Annotated in this window: 16 protein-coding genes; 10 read left to right on the top strand and 6 right to left on the bottom strand. The window is 57.1% G+C overall.

What is annotated here, in order from left to right:
* Positions 1 to 14: 14 nt before the first annotated feature.
* From lon to bolA, 5 genes are all read right to left on the bottom strand, one after another.
* Positions 15 to 2369: an endopeptidase La gene (gene lon / locus QMZ29_RS15820; RefSeq protein WP_025301766.1), complete on the bottom strand. Its 2355-nt coding sequence runs from the start codon at positions 2367 to 2369 to the stop codon at positions 15 to 17.
* A 194-nt stretch (positions 2370 to 2563) separates the two neighbouring features.
* Positions 2564 to 3835, bottom strand: coding sequence for an ATP-dependent protease ATP-binding subunit ClpX (gene clpX / locus QMZ29_RS15815; RefSeq protein WP_004940354.1), 1272 nt, complete (start codon positions 3833 to 3835; stop codon positions 2564 to 2566).
* A 143-nt stretch (positions 3836 to 3978) separates the two neighbouring features.
* Entirely contained in the window at positions 3979 to 4602 is a 624-nt protein-coding gene (gene clpP, locus QMZ29_RS15810) for an ATP-dependent Clp endopeptidase proteolytic subunit ClpP (RefSeq protein WP_004940356.1), read from the bottom strand.
* A 438-nt stretch (positions 4603 to 5040) separates the two neighbouring features.
* Entirely contained in the window at positions 5041 to 6345 is a 1305-nt protein-coding gene (gene tig, locus QMZ29_RS15805) for a trigger factor (RefSeq protein ID WP_261425501.1), read from the bottom strand.
* A 367-nt stretch (positions 6346 to 6712) separates the two neighbouring features.
* Entirely contained in the window at positions 6713 to 7027 is a 315-nt protein-coding gene (gene bolA / locus QMZ29_RS15800) for a transcriptional regulator BolA (protein ID WP_004940361.1), read from the bottom strand.
* Positions 7028 to 7341: 314 nt separating this feature from the next.
* Here bolA and QMZ29_RS15795 point away from each other — a divergent pair, with 314 nt between their 5' ends.
* The 8 genes from QMZ29_RS15795 (at position 7342) to QMZ29_RS15760 (ending at position 16249) form a co-directional block, all read left to right on the top strand.
* Entirely contained in the window at positions 7342 to 7920 is a 579-nt protein-coding gene (locus tag QMZ29_RS15795; RefSeq protein ID WP_033634001.1) for a lipoprotein, read from the top strand.
* A 51-nt stretch (positions 7921 to 7971) separates the two neighbouring features.
* On the top strand, positions 7972 to 9450 hold the full coding sequence (ampG, locus tag QMZ29_RS15790) for a muropeptide MFS transporter AmpG (protein WP_025301764.1): 1479 nt from the start codon (positions 7972 to 7974) through the stop codon (positions 9448 to 9450).
* Between the two features lie 440 nt (positions 9451 to 9890).
* A complete protein-coding gene (cyoA, locus tag QMZ29_RS15785) occupies positions 9891 to 10841 on the top strand; it encodes a cytochrome o ubiquinol oxidase subunit II (protein ID WP_025301763.1) in 951 nt (316 codons plus the stop codon).
* Between the two features lie 3 nt (positions 10842 to 10844).
* On the top strand, positions 10845 to 12836 hold the full coding sequence (gene cyoB, locus QMZ29_RS15780; RefSeq protein ID WP_025301762.1) for a cytochrome o ubiquinol oxidase subunit I: 1992 nt from the start codon (positions 10845 to 10847) through the stop codon (positions 12834 to 12836).
* Positions 12826 to 13440 carry a cytochrome o ubiquinol oxidase subunit III gene (locus QMZ29_RS15775; protein WP_004940367.1) on the top strand — a complete coding sequence of 205 codons (615 nt, stop codon included), beginning with the start codon at positions 12826 to 12828 and terminating at the stop codon, positions 13438 to 13440. Before cyoB ends, QMZ29_RS15775 begins: the two co-directional genes overlap by 11 nt.
* Complete coding sequence (locus QMZ29_RS15770; RefSeq protein ID WP_261425509.1) at positions 13440 to 13778, top strand: cytochrome o ubiquinol oxidase subunit IV; 339 nt, start codon at positions 13440 to 13442, stop codon at positions 13776 to 13778. The genes QMZ29_RS15775 and QMZ29_RS15770 overlap by 1 nt, the downstream gene beginning before the upstream one ends.
* Positions 13779 to 13795: 17 nt before the next feature.
* On the top strand, positions 13796 to 14686 hold the full coding sequence (cyoE, locus tag QMZ29_RS15765) for a heme o synthase (RefSeq protein ID WP_025301761.1): 891 nt from the start codon (positions 13796 to 13798) through the stop codon (positions 14684 to 14686).
* A gap of 198 nt (positions 14687 to 14884) precedes the next feature.
* Positions 14885 to 16249, top strand: a complete 1365-nt coding sequence (locus tag QMZ29_RS15760; RefSeq protein ID WP_025301760.1) for an MFS transporter — start codon at positions 14885 to 14887, stop codon at positions 16247 to 16249.
* Between the two features lie 34 nt (positions 16250 to 16283).
* Here the strand turns inward: QMZ29_RS15760 and QMZ29_RS15755 are convergent, their stop codons facing one another.
* Entirely contained in the window at positions 16284 to 16775 is a 492-nt protein-coding gene (locus QMZ29_RS15755) for a YajQ family cyclic di-GMP-binding protein (protein ID WP_025301759.1), read from the bottom strand.
* A 182-nt stretch (positions 16776 to 16957) separates the two neighbouring features.
* Here QMZ29_RS15755 and panE point away from each other — a divergent pair, with 182 nt between their 5' ends.
* Positions 16958 to 17869, top strand: coding sequence for a 2-dehydropantoate 2-reductase (panE, locus tag QMZ29_RS15750; protein ID WP_049209304.1), 912 nt, complete (start codon positions 16958 to 16960; stop codon positions 17867 to 17869).
* Positions 17832 to 18422 (top strand): protein deglycase YajL, encoded by a 591-nt coding sequence (gene yajL, locus QMZ29_RS15745; protein ID WP_043135643.1) that lies wholly within the window; start codon positions 17832 to 17834, stop codon positions 18420 to 18422. The genes panE and yajL overlap by 38 nt, the downstream gene beginning before the upstream one ends.
* The last annotated feature ends 6 nt before the right edge of the window (positions 18423 to 18428 follow it).

Raw genomic sequence — 18428 nt, 5'->3', positions numbered from 1 at the left:
TTTGCGATTCGTCACTATTTTGCCGCTACCGGCAGTGCGCCGAAGGCCGGGTTTTGCAACGCAATGTTCAAAACTTCATCGATTCGCTGCACCGGATGAATCTCCAGATCGGCGATAACATTGTCCGGGATCTCTTCCAAATCGCGCTTGTTCTCGTAAGGGATCAGCACGGTTTTGATGCCGCCGCGATGCGCCGCCAACAGCTTCTCTTTCAGGCCGCCGATCGGCAACACCTGACCACGCAGCGTGATCTCGCCGGTCATCGCCACATCGGCGCGTACCGGGTTGCCGGTCAGGCAGGAGACCAGCGCGGTGCACATCGCGATGCCGGCGCTCGGGCCGTCTTTCGGCGTCGCCCCTTCAGGCACGTGCACGTGGATGTCGCGTTTCTCGTAGAAATCGGCGTTGATGCCCAATTTCTCCGCGCGCGCGCGCACCACGGTCAGCGCCGCCTGAATCGATTCCTGCATCACCTCACCCAGAGAACCGGTGTAGGTCAGCTTGCCTTTGCCCGGCACGCAGGCGGTTTCGATGGTCAGCAGATCGCCGCCCACTTCCGTCCACGCCAGCCCGGTGACTTCGCCCACGCGGTTTTCGGTATCCGCACGGCCGTAATCGACGCGCTGCACGCCCAGGTAATCCTTCAGGTTGTCGCCGTTGATCTCGATATGCTTGAGCTTCTTGTCCATCAGCAACGTTTTCACCGCTTTACGGCACAGCTTGGAGATTTCACGCTCCAGGCTACGCACCCCGGCTTCGCGGGTGTAGAAGCGGATGATGCCGATGATGGCGCTGTCGTCGACCGTCAGTTCGCCTTTTTTCAGCGCGTTGCGCTCAAGCTGCTTCGGCAGCAGGTGCTGCTTGGCAATGTTGAGCTTCTCGTCCTCGGTGTAACCCGACAGGCGGATCACTTCCATACGGTCCAGCAGCGGCGCAGGAATGTTCATCGAGTTCGAGGTGGCAACGAACATCACGTCGGACAGATCATAATCCACTTCCAGGTAGTGGTCGTTGAACGCCACGTTCTGTTCCGGATCCAGCACCTCCAGCAGGGCGGAAGCCGGATCGCCGCGCATGTCGGAAGACATCTTGTCGATCTCATCCAGCAGGAACAGCGGGTTCTTCACCCCAACCTTAGCCATCTTCTGGATCAGTTTGCCTGGCATCGAACCGATGTAGGTACGACGGTGACCGCGGATTTCCGCTTCGTCACGCACGCCGCCCAGCGCCATGCGCACGTACTGGCGACCGGTCGCTTTGGCGATCGACTGCCCCAGTGAGGTTTTACCCACGCCCGGTGGCCCCACCAGACACAGGATCGGCCCCTTGATTTTGCTGACGCGGCTCTGAACCGCGAGGTACTCGAGGATGCGATCCTTGACGCGCTCAAGGCCGTAGTGATCGGTATCGAGCACTTCCTGCGCCTTGTTCAGGTCTTTTTTCACCTTGCTGCGCGCATTCCACGGCACCTGCAGCATCCAGTCGATGTAGCCGCGCACCACGGTCGCTTCCGCCGACATCGGCGACATCATCTTCAGCTTTTGCAGTTCCGCTTCGGTTTTCTCGCGCGCCTCTTTCGGCATTTTCGCCGCATCGATCTTGCGCTTCAGCGCTTCGTGCTCGTCCGGCGCGTCGTCCATTTCGCCCAGTTCTTTCTGAATCGCCTTCATCTGCTCATTCAGATAGTACTCGCGCTGGCTCTTCTCCATCTGCTTCTTGACGCGGTTGCGGATACGTTTCTCAACCTGCAGCAGGTCGATCTCCGATTCCATCATCGCCATCAGGTATTCCAGACGCTCGGTGATGTCGGACATCTCGAGCACCGACTGCTTGTCGCTGAGTTTCAGCGGCATGTGGGCAGCGATGGTGTCCGCCAGGCGCGCGGCGTCGTCGATGCTGTTCAGTGAGGTCAGCACCTCCGGCGGGATTTTTTTGTTCAGCTTGATATAGCCTTCAAACTGATTGATCGCGGTGCGCACCAGCACTTCCTGCTCGCGCTCGTCGATCGATGGCGACTCCAGGTATTCCGCCTGCGCGGCGAAATGCTCACCGCTGTCGGACAGCGTAGTGATGCGCGCGCGCTGCAGCCCCTCGACCAGCACTTTTACCGTGCCGTCCGGTAGCTTCAGCATCTGCAGGATCGACGCTACGGTGCCAACCGAGAACAAGTCGTTAATGCCAGGTTCATCCGTTGAGGCCTCTTTCTGTGCCACCAGCATGATCTTCTTATCGTGATCCATTGCGGCTTCGAGGCACCGAATCGATTTTTCCCGGCCAACAAATAACGGGATCACCATGTGCGGATAAACCACCACGTCGCGCAATGGCAGGACGGGGATTTCAATGCGTTCGGAACGCTCAGGGTTCATAGAGCTCTCTCTTAGTTTAATTTCCGCCAGGTTGAGGGGGAATCTCATGAGACGCAAGCATCTAACGTTTCATAAAATCTGGTTAATGAGTATATGGGGATGAATCTCTTACATTCAACGGCAAGAATGCAGGAAAAAGAAATGGGGGATGAAATCCCCCATTTTGCTGATAACGCTCTGGTTTGACTGGCTAATTATTCGCCAGATGCCTGGGCTTCCGGCTTGCCGTAAATCAGCAGCGGCTTGGATTGGCCGGCGATCACCGACTCGTCGATCACCACTTTGTCTACGCTATCCATCGACGGCAGATCGTACATGGTGTCGAGCAGCGCACCTTCCACGATGGAACGCAGGCCGCGGGCGCCGGTTTTGCGCGCCATGGCTTTCTTGGCGATGGCGTTCAGCGCTTCGTCACGGAACTCCAGCTCCACGCCTTCCAGGTTGAACAGCGCCTGATACTGCTTGGTCAGGGCGTTCTTCGGCTCTTTCAGGATCTGAATCAGCGCGTCTTCGCTCAGTTCGCTCAGGGTCGCCACGACTGGCAAACGGCCGATGAACTCAGGGATCAGCCCGAATTTGATCAGGTCTTCCGGTTCGGCCTGCAGCAGCAGTTCGCCTTCGGTCGCCTTCTCGGACTCGCCCTTGACGGTCGCGCCGAAGCCGATGCCGGAGCCGGTGTTGACGCGCTGACCGATCACCTTATCCAGGCCGGCAAATGCGCCGCCGCAGATAAACAGGATCTTGGAGGTATCGACCTGCAGGAACTCCTGCTGCGGATGCTTGCGCCCGCCCTGCGGCGGAACCGCGGCGATGGTGCCTTCAATCAGCTTCAGCAGCGCCTGCTGCACGCCTTCACCCGAGACGTCACGCGTGATCGACGGGTTGTCGGACTTGCGGGAAATCTTATCGATTTCATCGATATAAACGATGCCGCGCTGCGCTTTTTGCACGTCATAGTCACATTTTTGCAACAGCTTCTGGATAATATTTTCCACGTCCTCGCCCACGTAACCAGCTTCGGTCAGCGTGGTGGCGTCGGCCATGGTGAACGGCACGTCCAGGAAACGCGCCAGCGTTTCCGCCAGCAGGGTTTTACCGCTGCCGGTCGGGCCGATCAGCAAGATGTTGCTCTTGCCCAACTCGATACCGTTGCTGGTATCGCCGTTGCGCAGGCGTTTGTAGTGGTTGTACACCGCAACCGCCAGCACTTTCTTCGCCTGCTCCTGGCCGATGACGTAGTCATCCAGGTGGTGGCGGATCTCGTGCGGCGTCGGCAGCGCACTGCGCTCACGATGCGGGGCAACTTCTTTAATCTCTTCGCGAATAATGTCGTTACACAGATCGACACATTCATCGCAGATATACACTGACGGCCCGGCAATCAGCTTACGCACTTCATGCTGGCTTTTGCCGCAAAAAGAGCAGTACAGCAGCTTTCCTGAACCGTCTTTGCGCTTATCTGTCATCAGTCAAACCTCTTCTTTAGTCTTGTCCCGCAGGAAAATCACGGCGGCAGTGCGCCCAAACTCATATCGGGAACGCCGAGGGGCTACAACAGAGCGAGCCCCTGCCCACTCTGATTACTATAGTCCATTGGCGCCGCGTGGTTCTAGCTGCGGTGTGTCAGAATGCCGTCAACCAGGCCGTATTCCACGGCTTCTTCCGCGGTCATAAAGCGATCGCGCTCGGTGTCGCGTTCGATCTGCTCCAGCGGCTGGCCAGTATGCTCGGCCATCAGTTCGTTCATGCGCGCTTTCACCTTGAGGATTTCACGCGCGTGGATTTCGATGTCCGTCGCCTGGCCCTGGTAGCCGCCCAGCGGCTGGTGAATCATCACGCGCGAGTTCGGCAGGCAGAAACGCTTGCCTTTGGCGCCGGCGGTCAGCAGGAAGGAGCCCATCGAGCACGCCTGGCCCATACAGATGGTGCTGACGTCCGGCTTGATGAACTTCATGGTGTCGTAAATCGACATGCCCGCGGTAATTACCCCACCCGGCGAGTTGATGTAGAGGTAAATGTCTTTTTCCGGGCTTTCCGCTTCGAGGAACAGCATTTGCGCCACGATCAGGTTGGCCATGTGATCTTCCACCTGGCCGGTCAGGAAAATGATGCGCTCTTTCAGCAGGCGGGAATAGATGTCGTAAGAACGCTCCCCGCGTGAAGTCTGCTCTACCACCATCGGCACCAGCGCCATGTTCGGTGCAAATTGATCTCGTTCGCCACTGTATGACATTACCGTCTCCTAATAGAAATTGCCTTGGCGGCCAGGGTGTCACCCTAATACGCCGATTCTACTTGAGAACGGCCATGATGACTATGCTCAAGCATTCGACCCGCGCCACACGTACCCGACGGTTATTTCATCCCGCGCACTTTGGCAAACAGCCCCAGAATTATTCTTTACAGATTGGGGGAGCCCGGCGCGATTTCAAGCCCAGAGGCCGATTTTCTCCGCGCGCCGAAAACGATGCCGTTAATCTGACCGTTATCATGCCAGCCAGTTCCCCAGGCAACAGGGTAAATATAGTGCATATTGCCCCGTTTAACCTGTGATTAATCAGCAACGTGGCAAAAAGAAAAGCCCGCAACCTGAGGTTGCGGGCTTTTTCATCGTGCGCCGGTTCGCCAGGCGAAACCGGGGGCGCCGTTCATTGCGCCCGGCACGCCGGCATTACGCCTGTTGAGTCTGGTTCATCAGCTCGCTGAAGGTAGTGGCTTTTTCTGTCACTTTCGCTTTTGCCAGCAGGGCTTCAACCGCTTGCTCTTCCAGAGCCACGTTGCGCATGTTGTTCATCAGCTCTTTGTTTTTGCTGTAGAACTCGATGACTTCGCTTGGATCTTCGTAGGCAGAAGCCATTTCTTCGATCAGCGTCTTCACGCGGTCTTCGTCAGCTTTCAGATCGTTGGTGCTGATCACTTCGCCCAGCAGCAGGCCAACCACTACGCGGCGTTTCGCTTGCTCTTCGAACAGCTCGCGTGGCAGTTCCAGCGCTTGCTTCTCGTTGCCACCGAAACGCTGTGCAGCCTGACGACGCAGTACGTCGATTTCGCCGTCGATCAGGGCAGCTGGCACGTCGATTTCGTTCGCGTTCACCAGGCCATCGATCGCCTGAGACTTGATGCGGTTACGCACGGCGCCTTTCAGCTCGCGCTCCATGTTCTTGCGAACTTCGGTGCGCAGGCCGGCAACGGAACCGTCCGCCACGCCGAAACGTTTGATGAACTCTTCGGTCAGTTCCGGCAGTTCGCGCTCTTCAACTTTCTTCAGCACGATAGCGAATTTGGCCGCTTTGCCCTTCAGGTTTTCCGCGTGGTAATCTTCCGGGAAGTTCACGTCGATGGAGAACTCTTCGCCCGCTTTGTGACCGACCAGACCTTCTTCGAAGCCTGGGATCATGCGGCCCTGGCCCATTGCCAGCACGAAGTCAGACGCTTTGCCGCCTTCGAACTCTTCACCGTCGATAGAACCGGTGAAGTCAACGGTCACGCGATCTTCAGCTTCCGCTGCGCGATCGGTTTCTTTCCAGGTCGCCTGCTGCTTGCGCAGGGTGTCCAGCATCGCGTCGACGTCTTCGTCGTTCACTTCGACCACAGGTTTTTCAACTTCGATGTTTTCCAGGCCTTTCAGCTCAACTTCTGGATACACTTCGAATTCAACGGCGAAAGTGAAGTCTTCACCTTCTTTGTACTCGCCCGGCACGTAGTTTGGTGCGCCGGCCGGATTAATCTTTTCTTTGATGATCGCATCAACGAAGCTGCGCTGCATCGCTTCGCCCAGCACGTCCTGACGAACAGAAGCGCCGTAACGCTGTTCCACGATGTTCATCGGCACTTTGCCTTTGCGGAAGCCGTCGATACGCACGCTTTTCGCTGCGTTGATCAGCTCTTTCTTCACCGCCTGCTTGATAGTATCAGCCGGTACAGTAATAGAGAGACGGCGCCCAAGGCCTTGAGTGGTTTCTACTGAAACTTGCATCTTGTTACCTCAAAAAAATCACAGTGCTCGGTCAACTCCGTTCCAAGAACCAGGACGGCTACAGATAAGAACCGAGTTCCCTGATGACAGAAGCGTCCCGAAACCATTCCGGAAAAATAAGACGCGACATTATAGCGGCGCATGCGTGGCGAGTCGAGGAAAGCTAGGCGGCGCAGGCGCGCTAAAACTCACACTTTTGCCGATTCGATCGCCAAAAGGCCGCCAAAACAGACCGAACGTTGGCCACATTGCGCGTCGGCCGTGTCGTCGTCAAAAACAGAAACGGCCCGCAGGCCGTTTCAAAATTCGTCAGTAGTAATACCCTAATTCAAGGGCAAAGTTCCACTGATACCTGAAAATTTCCCCCTCAGGCCAGCGTCCCAGCGCCGCGGCACGGCGGCGAGGCCGGCACGGTATCCTGCAACCCTTCCCACTCCTTGAGCGTATAGGTGTGCAGCGCCAGCGCGTGTACGCCGTCCGCCAGCTCCTCCGACAGCACCCCGTAGATGGAGCGGTGACGCGTCAAAAAACGTTCGCCGACGAAGCGATCGCTGACCAATACCACTTTGAAATGGCTTTCTGAACCCGCCGGAACGTTATGACGATAGCTTTCATCAACGACTTCCAGATACGCGGGCTCAAACGCCGCCCTTAACTTTGCTTCTATTTGCTCGCGAATCATAGGATCTCCTTACAACACCGGCAGAGGACCGTGCCCATCTAGTTCAATATTAGCCGGTTTTCCCCCGTTTAGACCATCGCAGGGACAAATTTCTCTTTTCTGCGGTCAAATGATGAGCGCTATCCCCGTCGCTTGGGGGATTATCCGATTGAGCGGGACAAAAAAGCGTGTTTTTATCAACGGCAGGTAAAAATTTGTCACTCTGGCGCCTTCCGCGCTTCCACCGCACGGCGGCGATGCTATGATGTCGGCAATTTGTTGTCGGCTATCCCACTCTGATTATTGCTAAATCCATCGAGAATGAGACAGAAAACATGTTAAAGAAACTTTGTCTTCCTTTGCTGGCCGCCCTGCTGCTGGCCGGCTGCGCAACCAGCAGCAACACCCTGAACGTCACGCCGAAAATCGTTCTGCCGCAGCAGGATCCTACCCTGCAGGGCATCACCGTCAGCATCAACGGTGCGGATCAGCGTACCGACCAGGCGCTGGCCAAGGTAAACCGCGACGGCCAGTTGGTCACGCTGACGCCATCGCGCGATCTGCGTTTCCTGCTGCAGGAAGTGCTGGAGAAACAGATGGGCGCACGCGGCTACATGATCGGCGCCGACGGCCCGGTGGCGCTGCAGATTGTCGTCAATAACCTGTACGCGGACGTCTCCGAAGGCAACCTGCGCTACAACATCACCACCAAAGCCGACATCTCGATCATCGCCCAGGCGAAGAACGGCAACAAGCAGGTGAAGAATTACCGCTCGACCTATAACGTGCAGGGCGCCTTCACGGCGACCAACGAGAAGATCACCGACGCCGTCAACTCCGTGCTGGGCGACGTGATCGCCGACATGGCACAGGACACCAGCGTCAACGATTTCATCAAGCAAAACGCGCGCTAATCACCGCACCTTGCGCCGCCCGGCGGATCGGGCGGCGCAGACAGGGAACTCATGTCGAAACACTATCTGAACATCTTCACCCAGCGTAACTCCGCCATTCTGCTGCTGCTGGGCTTCGCGTCGGGTCTGCCGCTGGCATTGACCTCCGGCACGCTGCAAGCCTGGATGACCGTTGAAAACATCGATCTGAAGACCATCGGCATTTTCTCGCTGGTGGGCCAGGCCTACGTCTTCAAATTCCTCTGGTCGCCGTTCATGGACCGCTATACCCCGCCGTTCCTTGGACGGCGCCGCGGTTGGCTGCTGATCAGCCAGTTACTGCTGGTGGTCGCGATCGTGGCGATGGGCTTCATGCAACCCGCGCAGCACCTGTGGTGGCTGGCGGCGTTGGCGGTGCTGGTGGCGTTCTGCTCCGCCTCGCAAGATATCGTGTTCGACGCTTATAAAACCGACCTGCTGAAAGCCGAAGAGCGCGGCACGGGTGCGGCGATATCGGTACTGGGTTATCGGCTGGCGATGCTGGTTTCCGGCGGCCTGGCGCTGTGGCTGGCCGATCGCTATTTCGGCTGGCAAGCCACCTACTGGCTGATGGCCGGGTTGATGCTGATCGGCGTGGCCGCCACACTGCTGGCGCCGGAGCCGGATGAAAGCATCCCGGCGCCGCGCACTATGGAACAGGCGGTCGTCGCGCCGCTGCGCGATTTCTTCGGCCGCAACAACGCCTGGCTGATCCTGCTGCTGATCGTGATGTACAAAATGGGCGACGCCTTCGCCGGGAGCCTAAGCACCACGTTCCTGATCCGCGGTGTGGGGTTCGACGCCGGTGAAGTCGGGTTGGTGAACAAAACCCTCGGCCTGTTCGCTACCATCGTCGGCGCCCTGTTCGGCGGTGTGCTGATGCAGCGTCTCAGCCTGTTCCGTGCGCTGATGCTGTTCGGCGTCCTGCAGGCAGTCTCCAACCTCGGGTATTGGATCCTGGCGGTGACCGACAAGAGTCTGCTCACCATGGGCAGCGCCATCTTCCTCGAAAACCTGTGTGGCGGCATGGGCACCGCGGCCTTCGTGGCACTGCTGATGACGCTGTGCAACCGCTCGTTCTCCGCCACTCAGTTCGCGCTGCTGTCGGCGTTGTCCGCCGTAGGACGCGTCTATGTCGGCCCGATCGCCGGCTGGTTCGTCGAAGCCCATGGTTGGCCGCTGTTCTATCTGTTCTCGATCGCCGCCGCCCTGCCGGGCTTGCTGTTGCTCGGCATCTGCCGCCAGACGCTGGAACACACCCAGCAGCATGGTGACTTTATGCCGCGCACCGAGTTTTCAGAATCTTACCGTTGGGCGCTTCGCTTGCTGACGCTAGGCTGTTCGTTGCTGGGTCTGTGGTTGCTGTTGCTGATCGCCAATGCGCTGGACTGGGCACAGGCACCGCTGTTGGCCGATCGGCTGCTGCAGGTCGGCGCCGCGCTGAGCCTGCTCGGCGTCGCAATGGGCAGCACGCTGGATTACCTGGCGTTGCGCCGCACCCGTTTGGCATAACCTGACCGGCCGGCGATTTCGCCGGCCGAAAAAAAAGCGATCCGAGGGTATATTTATTTCGCTAAAAAAAGATAATCGGCGCGGAAATTATTTTTTTATCCGACTGCGGCGCTCGGAAATAAAATTAAATTCACCTTTAAGACACAATTATTTTACATTAAATAAACCTTTTCTGCGTATTTCCCCGCCGCGCATTTCTTCGCCAAATTCATCATACCTTTAGTTTTCCTTAACATACGGGCTGCTCGTCACGATTCAGCGTGCCAACGCGTTGTTGTCATTAGTAAATTGTCACGCTGGGTTACATCTGTGACCCCCTTAACAGAAAGTGTCAACAAGCCGCTGACACTCCCTTAAGCATGTTTACAGTACTGCAACCTTCCCGTAAAATGCCCGCACACATGAAACGACAATTGAGCCTTTGTTATTGAGGTCGTTAGATGAGACTTAAGAAATACAATAAAAGTATTGGGATGCTGTCATTAATCGCAGCCACTGTATTGCTCAGTGGTTGCGATATGGTTTTGATGAATCCCAAAGGAGCAATTGGTGTTGAGCAACGGACACTGATTATCACTGCAATCGCGTTGATGTTGATCGTGGTGGTGCCAGTTATCTTCATGGCGTTCGCCTTTGCCTGGAAGTATCGCGCTTCCAACAAAGACGCCAAGTACAGTCCGAACTGGGCCCACTCCAACAAGATCGAAGCGGTCGTCTGGACCATTCCTATCATTATCATCGCCATCCTTGGCACCATTACCTGGAAGACTACCCACGAACTCGACCCGTTCAAGCCGATTGTCACCGACAAGAAGCCGATGACGATCGAAGTGGTGTCGCTCGACTGGAAATGGCTGTTCATCTACCCGGAACAAGGCATTGCGACCGTTAATGAGCTGGCTTTCCCGAAAGATGTTCCAGTCGAATTCAAGATCACCTCTAACTCGGTAATGAACTCGTTCTTTATCCCGCAGTTGGGTGGACAGATTTATGCGATGGCCGGCATGCAGACCAAACTGCACCTGATCGGCAACGAAGCCGGTGCCTACAAGGGCATCTCCAGCAGCTACAGCGGCGCAGGCTTCTCCGGTATGAAATTCACCGCGATCGTTACCCCGACCGAAGGCGACTTCGATCAGTGGGTGGCCAAGGTGAAGGCATCGTCTAAAAACCTGAACACCACCGACGACTTTAACAAACTGGCAGAGCCGAGTGAAAACAACCCGGTTGAGTACTTTGCCGCTGTCAAACCGAATTTGTTCAAAGAAACAATTGCCAAATTCATGGGCGACATGGATATGCACAAGGGCGCTGGCGCGCACGAAGGCATGGACATGAGCCAAGGTATGGACATGGGTGAACATGCTGCTCACGCCGGAGCCGAGGAATAACTGATGTTGGGAAAATTAACACTTGATGCGGTTCCGTACCACGAACCGATCATCATGGTCACCGTAGCCGCAATTATTGTCGGGGGCCTGGCAGTGCTGGCGCTGCTGACCTATTTCGGCAAATGGAAGTGGCTGTGGAGCGAATGGCTGACTTCGGTCGACCATAAAAAAATTGGTATCATGTACATCGTCGTGGCGATGGTCATGCTGCTGCGCGGCTTCGCCGACGCCATCATGATGCGTAGCCAGCAGGCGTTGGCGTCCGCCGGCGAAGCCGGGTTCCTGCCGCCGCACCACTACGACCAGATCTTCACCGCGCACGGCGTTATCATGATCTTCTTCATGGCGATGCCTTTCGTGGTCGGCCTGATGAACGTCGTGGTGCCGCTGCAAATCGGTGCGCGCGACGTTGCCTTCCCGTTCCTGAACTCCCTGAGCTTCTGGTTCTTCGTGGTGGGCGTTGTGCTGATCAACATCTCCCTGGGGGTCGGTGAGTTCGCTCAGACCGGTTGGCTGGCGTATCCGCCGCTGTCGGGTAAAGAGTACAGTCCTGGCGTCGGGGTCGATTACTGGATCTGGAGTCTGCAGATTTCCGGTCTGGGTACCCTGCTGACCGGCGTGAACTTCTTCGCCACCATTCTGAAGATGCGCGCCCCTGGCATGCCACTGATGAAGATGCCGGTGTTCACCTGGGCGGCACTGTGTACTAACGTCCTGATCATCGTTTCTTTCCCAATTCTGACCGTCACCATCGCGCTGCTGACCCTGGATCGCTATCTGGGCACCCATTTCTTCACCAATGATATGGGCGGCAACATGATGATGTACATCAACCTGATTTGGGCCTGGGGTCACCCAGAGGTGTATATCCTGGTTCTGCCGGTGTTCGGCGTGTTCTCCGAAGTCACCGCAACCTTCTCCAGAAAACGCCTGTTCGGCTATACCTCACTGGTATGGGCAACCATCGCGATTACCGTTCTGTCGTTCATCGTCTGGCTGCACCACTTCTTCACCATGGGGTCCGGCGCGAACGTTAACGCCTTCTTCGGTATCGCCACCATGATCATTTCCATCCCGACCGGGGTGAAAATCTTCAATTGGCTGTTCACCATGTATCAGGGCCGTATCAAGCTCAACTCCGCGATGCTGTGGACCGTTGGCTTCATCATCACCTTCTCCGTGGGTGGTATGACCGGCGTTCTGCTGGCGGTACCGGGCGCGAACTTCGTGCTGCACAACAGCCTGTTCCTGATCGCTCACTTCCACAACGTCATCATCGGCGGCGTGGTGTTCGGTTGCTTCGCGGGCCTGACCTACTGGTTCCCGAAATCCTTCGGCTTCACGCTGAACGAAAAATGGGGCATCCGCGCGTTCTGGTTCTGGATCATCGGCTTCTTCACCGCCTTCATGCCGCTGTACGCATTGGGCTTTATGGGCATGACCCGTCGTATCAGCCAGAACATCAACCCTGAGTTCCACCCTCTGCTGCTGGTTGCAGCCGGCGGTGCGGCGTTGATCGCCTGCGGCATCCTGTGCCAGCTGACCCAGATCTTCGTCAGTATCCGTGACCGCGAACAGAACCGCGATCTGACCGGTGACCCATGGGGTGCTCGTACTCTGGAGTGGTCAACCTCGTCTCCACCGCCATTCTATAACTTTGCCGTAGTGCCACAGATCCATGACCGTGATGAGTTCTGGGACATGAAAGAAAAAGGCGAAGCGTATAAGAAACCGGCTAAATACGAACCGATTCATATGCCTAAGAACACCGGCGCCGGCGTTATCATCGCCTTCTTCAGCCTGGTATTCGGTTTCGCAATGATTTGGGAAATCTGGTGGATGGCTCTGGCCGGCTTCATCGGTATGATCGTTGTCTGGATCGGCAAGAGCTTCGATCACGATGTTGACTACTATGTGCAGGTTGATGAAATCGAGCGCATTGAGAACCAACACTACGAACAAATCCGTAAAGCAGGCGTGAACCATGTCAACTGAAACTCTGACCAATCATAACGCAGCCCATGCAGAGCATGGGCACCACGACGCAGGAGAGACCAAAGTCTTCGGATTCTGGATCTACCTGATGAGCGACTGTATTTTGTTTGCGAGCTTGTTCGCGACTTATGCAGTCCTGGTGAACGGGACCGCTGGCGGTCCCTCAGGCAAAGACATCTTCGACCTGAAGTTTGTCCTGGTCGAAACTTTCCTGCTGTTGTTCAGCTCCATCACCTACGGCATGGCGATGATCGCCATGAACAAAGGTAAAGTTGGCGGTGTAAACACCTGGTTGTTCCTGACCTTCCTGTTTGGTCTGGGCTTCGTGGCGATGGAAATCTATGAATTCCATCACCTGATCGCCGAAGGCTTCGGTCCGGATCGCAGCGCGTTCCTGTCCAGCTTCTTCGCGCTGGTCGGCACCCACGGTCTGCACGTGACTTCTGGCCTGATTTGGATCATCGTGCTGATGATTCAGGTGAGCAAGTTCGGCCTGACCGCGACCAACAAAACCCGCCTGATGTGCCTGAGCCTGTTCTGGCACTTCCTGGACGTGGTCTGGATCTGCGTATTTACCGTTGTCTACCTGCTGGGAGTTATGTAATGAGCCATTCATCCCATGAAACCTCTCACGGCGGCGCAAGCCACGGCAGCGTGAAGTCGTACCTGATCGGCTTTATCCTGTCGATCATCCTGACGGTAATTCCATTTGCGATGGTAATGAACGGCTCCGCCTCTCATTCCACCATCCTGGCGGTTGTTATCGGTATGGCTGTTATCCAGGTGATTGTTCACCTGGTTTACTTCCTGCACATGAACACCTCATCGGAAGAGCGCTGGAACCTGGTGGCATTGCTGTTCACCGCTATGATCATCGGTATCGTTGTTGTAGGTTCACTCTGGATTATGTACAACCTCAACATCAATATGATGGTCGATTAAGAGCTGAGCTGCACGTGATGATTAAGCAATACCTGCAAGTCACTAAACCAGGAATTATTTTCGGCAATTTAATTTCTGTCGTCGGGGGATTCCTGCTCGCTTCCAAAGGGAGCATCGACTATCCCCTGTTTCTCGCCACCCTGGTGGGTGTCTCGTTGGTGGTCGCGTCGGGCTGTGTGTTTAACAACTACATCGACCGCGACATCGACAAGAAAATGGAGAGAACGAAGAATCGGGTGCTGGTAAAAGGCCTGATCGCGCCGAGTGTCACCCTGGTTTATGCGACCGCTTTGGGTATTGTGGGCTTTGCGTTGCTGTATATCGCAGCCAACCCGCTGGCCATGTGGCTGGCGGTGATGGGCTTCGTGGTTTATGTCGGCGTTTACAGCCTGTACATGAAACGCCACTCGGTCTACGGCACGCTGATCGGCAGCCTGTCGGGCGCCGCGCCGCCGGTTATCGGCTACTGCGCGGTGACCAACGAGTTCGACGCCGGCGCGTTGATCCTGCTGGCTATCTTTAGCCTGTGGCAGATGCCGCATTCTTATGCGATCGCTATCTTCCGCTTTAAAGATTACCAGGCGGCCAACATTCCGGTGCTGCCGGTGGTGAAAGGCATTTCCGTCGCCAAGAACCACATCACGGTCTACATCCTGGCATTTATGATCGCCACGCTGATGCTGACCCTGGTTGGTTATGCCGGCTACAAGTACCTGATCGTCGCTGCGGCGGTGAGTGTATGGTGGCTGGGCATGGCGCTGCGCGGTTACAAGACCGAAAACGACAGCGTCTGGGCGCGTAAACTGTTCGTGTTCTCCATCGTCGCCATCACCTCGCTGAGCGTGATGATGTCGATCGACTTCAGCGCCACGGCGGCGCCTGAAGCGCTGGTGACCTACGTTTGGTAAGCCAAATCATCTGTGAATGGGCCGCTTTTGCGGCCCATTTTATTTGTCACGCCGAAAAGCGGCCAAACTGTAATATCTGCTAAACAACATTCGATTTACCCCCCCTGCCCTGCACACTAAAATGACGCAGCTTTACAGAAATCATGCCATCAGGCGCTGTCGCAACGTCTGATGGCATGGTTTTTACCGAGGTTTGATGTGAACGATAATTCAATGACCCCGCAGGAGCGCCGCGCCACCTGGGGATTGGGCACCGTATTCTCCCTGCGCATGCTCGGCATGTTTATGGTACTGCCGGTGCTGACCACCTACGGCATGGCGCTCAACGGCGCCAGCGAAGCGCTGATCGGTATCGCCATCGGCATTTACGGCCTGGCACAGGCGGTATTTCAGATCCCGTTCGGCCTGGTGTCCGATCGCATAGGCCGCAAGCCGCTGATCGTCGGCGGCCTACTGATCTTTGCCCTCGGCAGCGTGATCGCCGCCGTCACTGACTCTATCTGGGGCGTGATCCTCGGCCGCGCGTTGCAAGGCTCCGGCGCCATCGCCGCCGCGGTAATGGCGCTGCTCTCCGATCTGACCCGCGAGCAGAACCGCACCAAAGCGATGGCGTTCATCGGCGTCAGCTTCGGTATCACCTTCGCCATCGCCATGGTTCTGGGCCCCATCATCACCCATGCCTTGGGCCTGCATGCGTTGTTCTGGATGATCGCCGTGCTGGCGCTGGCCGGCATCGTCATCACTCTGGCAGTAGTACCTTCCGCCGATACCCATCTGCTGAACCGCGAGTCCAGCATCGTGCGCGGCAGCTTCCGCAAAGTGCTGAGCAACTCGCGCCTGCTGAAGCTCAACTTCGGCATCATGTGCCTGCATATCCTGCTGATGTCGAGCTTCGTGGCGCTGCCGCTAGCGATGGAGAAAGCCGGGCTGGCGGCCAGCGAACACTGGATCGTCTACCTGGTGACCATGCTGGTGTCGTTCGCCGCCGTGGTGCCGTTCATCATCTATGCCGAAAAATATCGCCGCATGAAGCAGGTGTTTATGGGCTGCGTGGCGGTGCTGTTTTGCGCCGAAGTGCTGCTGTGGCTCTCCGGCGCTCATCTATGGGGCATCATCGCCGGCGTGCAGCTGTTCTTCATGGCCTTCAACGTGATGGAAGCCATTCTGCCTTCACTGATCAGCAAAGAATCACCGGCCGGCTACAAGGGCACCGCGATGGGGGTCTACTCCACCAGCCAGTTTATCGGCGTGGCGATCGGCGGCAGCCTCGGAGGCTGGCTGTACGGTTTGCAGGGGGCGGGCTTGGTGTTTATCGCCGGCGCCGTGCTGGCCGCAGTCTGGTTCCTGGTCAGCAGCACCATGAAAGAGCCGCCGTATGTCAGCAGCCTGCGCATTACGCTGTCGGAACTGGCGGTGAAGGATTCGGCGCTGGAAAGCCGCCTGAAGGCACAGCCCGGTGTGGCCGAGGCGATAGTCGTGCCGGAAGAGCGCAGCGCCTACGTCAAGGTGGATACTAAGCAGACTAATCGCGGTCAGCTGGAAGCGCTGGTCAATTCGCTGTAAAGAATCAGGGCCGGCAATGCCGGCCCCGTAGAGATTAATCGCGGAAGTTCTTGAACTGGAACGGCTGCCCCAGATCGCCGCCGCGCACCAGCGCCATCACGCTCTGCAAATCGTCGCGTGACTTGCCGGTCACCCGTACTTCTTCACCCTGGATCTGCGCCTGCACCTTCAGCTTGCTGTCTTTGATCAGCTTGACGATTTTCTTCGCCACAGAGGTTTCAATCCCCTGCTTCAGCTTGGCTTCCACGCTGTAGGTTTTGCCGCTGTGGGTAAACTCTTCCGGGATCTCCAGCGCAGCGCCGTCGATGCTGCGCTTGCTCAGCTTTTCGCGCAGAATGTCGAGCAGCTGTTGCACCTGGAAATCAGACTCGGTGGCAACCTTGATGCTTTGGTCTTTCTCGTTTAGCTCAAAGCTGGCCGGCACGTTGCGAAAATCCCAGCGGGTACCGAGATCGCGGGTAGCGTTCTCAACGGCGTTACGCACTTCCTGCATATCAATTTCGGAAACGATGTCGAAAGATGGCATACTTCTTCCTCCTGAATGAGTGCCTAATAGCTTAGGCGATTTTGATGCCGAGCATGATAACCGCTTTGCCGCCTCAGACAAAATCTGCTGAACGCACGCAGGGATAGCGCTTCGGGCTGCCATAAAGCCTATAGTTAATTCACGGTAATTGAGCGGTATTCCCGTGTTTCCAAGGAGACTGAATGAAAATAACCATTCTTGGTTGCGGCGCGCTCGGACAACTGTGGCTCTCCCGGCTGTATCAGCAGGGCCACGATGTACAGGGATGGCTAAGAGTGCCACAGCCTTTTTGCGCAGTGAACGTGATAGAGCCGGAAGGCGTCTCGTTCAATCGCAATTTGCCCACCAACGATCCGGAGCATCTTGCGCAAAGCGAGCTGCTGCTGGTGACGCTAAAAGCCTGGCAGGTGTCCAGCGCGGTCAGCGCGCTGCTGCCGAAGCTGGACCCCCAGTGCGCTATTTTGCTGCTGCACAACGGCATGGGCACCCAGGAAGAGCTGCCGCCGAACGGCCAGCCCATCCTGCAGGGCACCACCACCCACGCTGCGCGCCACGAAGGCAGCACCATTATCCACGTCGCCACCGGCATCACCCACATCGGCCCAACCTCGCCGGCCGCCCAACACCTCAGCCACCTGGCGGAAGTGCTGCATCAGGCACTGCCTGACGTCGCCTGGCACAACAATATCGCCTCGGCCAACTGGCGCAAGCTGGCGGTCAACTGCGTGATCAACCCACTGACGGCGCTGTACGGCTGCCGCAACGGCGACCTGCAGCGTTACCCGGAACAGATCGAAACGCTGTGCCGTGAAGTCGCCAGCGTGATGGCGATGGAGGGCTACCACACCTCCTGTGAAGGCCTGATGCAATACGTGATGGACGTGATCCACAGCACCGCCGACAACATTTCGTCGATGCTGCAGGACATCCGCAGCCAGCGGCACACCGAGATCGACTACATCACCGGTTACCTGCTGCGCCGCGCGCGCAGCCACGGCCTCACGCTGCCGGAGAATGCGCGGCTGTTTGAATTGATTAAACGAAAGGAAAATGAATATGAGCGTATCGGCGCTGGTCTGCCTGGCACCTGGTAGCGAAGAAACCGAAGCCGTCACCACCATCGACCTGCTGGTGCGGGCGGGCGTAAAAGTCACTACCGCCAGCGTTGCCGGCGACGGCGAGCTGACTATCGTCTGTTCGCGCGGCGTCAAGCTGCTGGCCGACGCGCCGCTGGTGGCGATCGTCGATGAGCCGTTCGACGCCATCGTGCTGCCCGGCGGCCTGAAAGGCGCGGAATGCTTCCGCGACAGCCCGCTGCTGGTGGAGAAGGTGCGGCAAATGCATCTGCAGGGCAACATCGTCGCCGCCATCTGCGCGGCGCCGGCGCTGGTGCTGCAACACCACGATCTGTTCCCGATCGGCAACATGACCGGCTTCCCGGGCCTGAAAGACCAGATACCGGCGGATAAATGGATGGAGCGCCGCGTGGTGTACGATGCCCGCGTCAACCTGCTCACCAGCCAGGGGCCGGGCACCGCGATGGAGTTCGCGCTGAAGCTGATAGACCTGCTGCTTGGTAAAGCCAAGGCGGCGGAGATCGCCGCGCAGCTGGTGCTGATCCCGGGGATGTACGACTTCCGCGACTGAGCGGCT

The sequence above is a fragment of the Serratia sp. PF-27 genome, assembly GCF_030053255.1.
Taxonomy (GTDB): domain Bacteria; phylum Pseudomonadota; class Gammaproteobacteria; order Enterobacterales; family Enterobacteriaceae; genus Serratia; species Serratia bockelmannii.
The sequence above is the reverse complement of the archived record's forward strand: the minus strand, read 5'-3'. Positions and strand labels throughout refer to the sequence as shown.

Bases quoted from the DNA above. Each gene is read 5' to 3' on its own strand.
- QMZ29_RS15795 (WP_033634001.1), top strand. From the start codon at position 7,342: ATGTTAAAGAAACTTTGTCTTCCTTTGCTGGCCGCCCTGCTGCTGGCC.
- QMZ29_RS15770 (WP_261425509.1), top strand. From the start codon at position 13,440: ATGAGCCATTCATCCCATGAAACCTCTCACGGCGGCGCAAGCCACGGC.
- ampG (WP_025301764.1), top strand. From the start codon at position 7,972: ATGTCGAAACACTATCTGAACATCTTCACCCAGCGTAACTCCGCCATT.
- cyoA (WP_025301763.1), top strand. From the start codon at position 9,891: ATGAGACTTAAGAAATACAATAAAAGTATTGGGATGCTGTCATTAATC.
- panE (WP_049209304.1), top strand. From the start codon at position 16,958: ATGAAAATAACCATTCTTGGTTGCGGCGCGCTCGGACAACTGTGGCTC.
- clpX (WP_004940354.1), bottom strand. From the start codon at position 3,835: ATGACAGATAAGCGCAAAGACGGTTCAGGAAAGCTGCTGTACTGCTCT.
- bolA (WP_004940361.1), bottom strand. From the start codon at position 7,027: ATGATTCGCGAGCAAATAGAAGCAAAGTTAAGGGCGGCGTTTGAGCCC.
- lon (WP_025301766.1), bottom strand. From the start codon at position 2,369: ATGAACCCTGAGCGTTCCGAACGCATTGAAATCCCCGTCCTGCCATTG.
- cyoB (WP_025301762.1), top strand. From the start codon at position 10,845: ATGTTGGGAAAATTAACACTTGATGCGGTTCCGTACCACGAACCGATC.
- cyoE (WP_025301761.1), top strand. From the start codon at position 13,796: ATGATTAAGCAATACCTGCAAGTCACTAAACCAGGAATTATTTTCGGC.
- clpP (WP_004940356.1), bottom strand. From the start codon at position 4,602: ATGTCATACAGTGGCGAACGAGATCAATTTGCACCGAACATGGCGCTG.
- yajL (WP_043135643.1), top strand. From the start codon at position 17,832: ATGAGCGTATCGGCGCTGGTCTGCCTGGCACCTGGTAGCGAAGAAACC.
- tig (WP_261425501.1), bottom strand. From the start codon at position 6,345: ATGCAAGTTTCAGTAGAAACCACTCAAGGCCTTGGGCGCCGTCTCTCT.
- QMZ29_RS15775 (WP_004940367.1), top strand. From the start codon at position 12,826: ATGTCAACTGAAACTCTGACCAATCATAACGCAGCCCATGCAGAGCAT.
- QMZ29_RS15755 (WP_025301759.1), bottom strand. From the start codon at position 16,775: ATGCCATCTTTCGACATCGTTTCCGAAATTGATATGCAGGAAGTGCGT.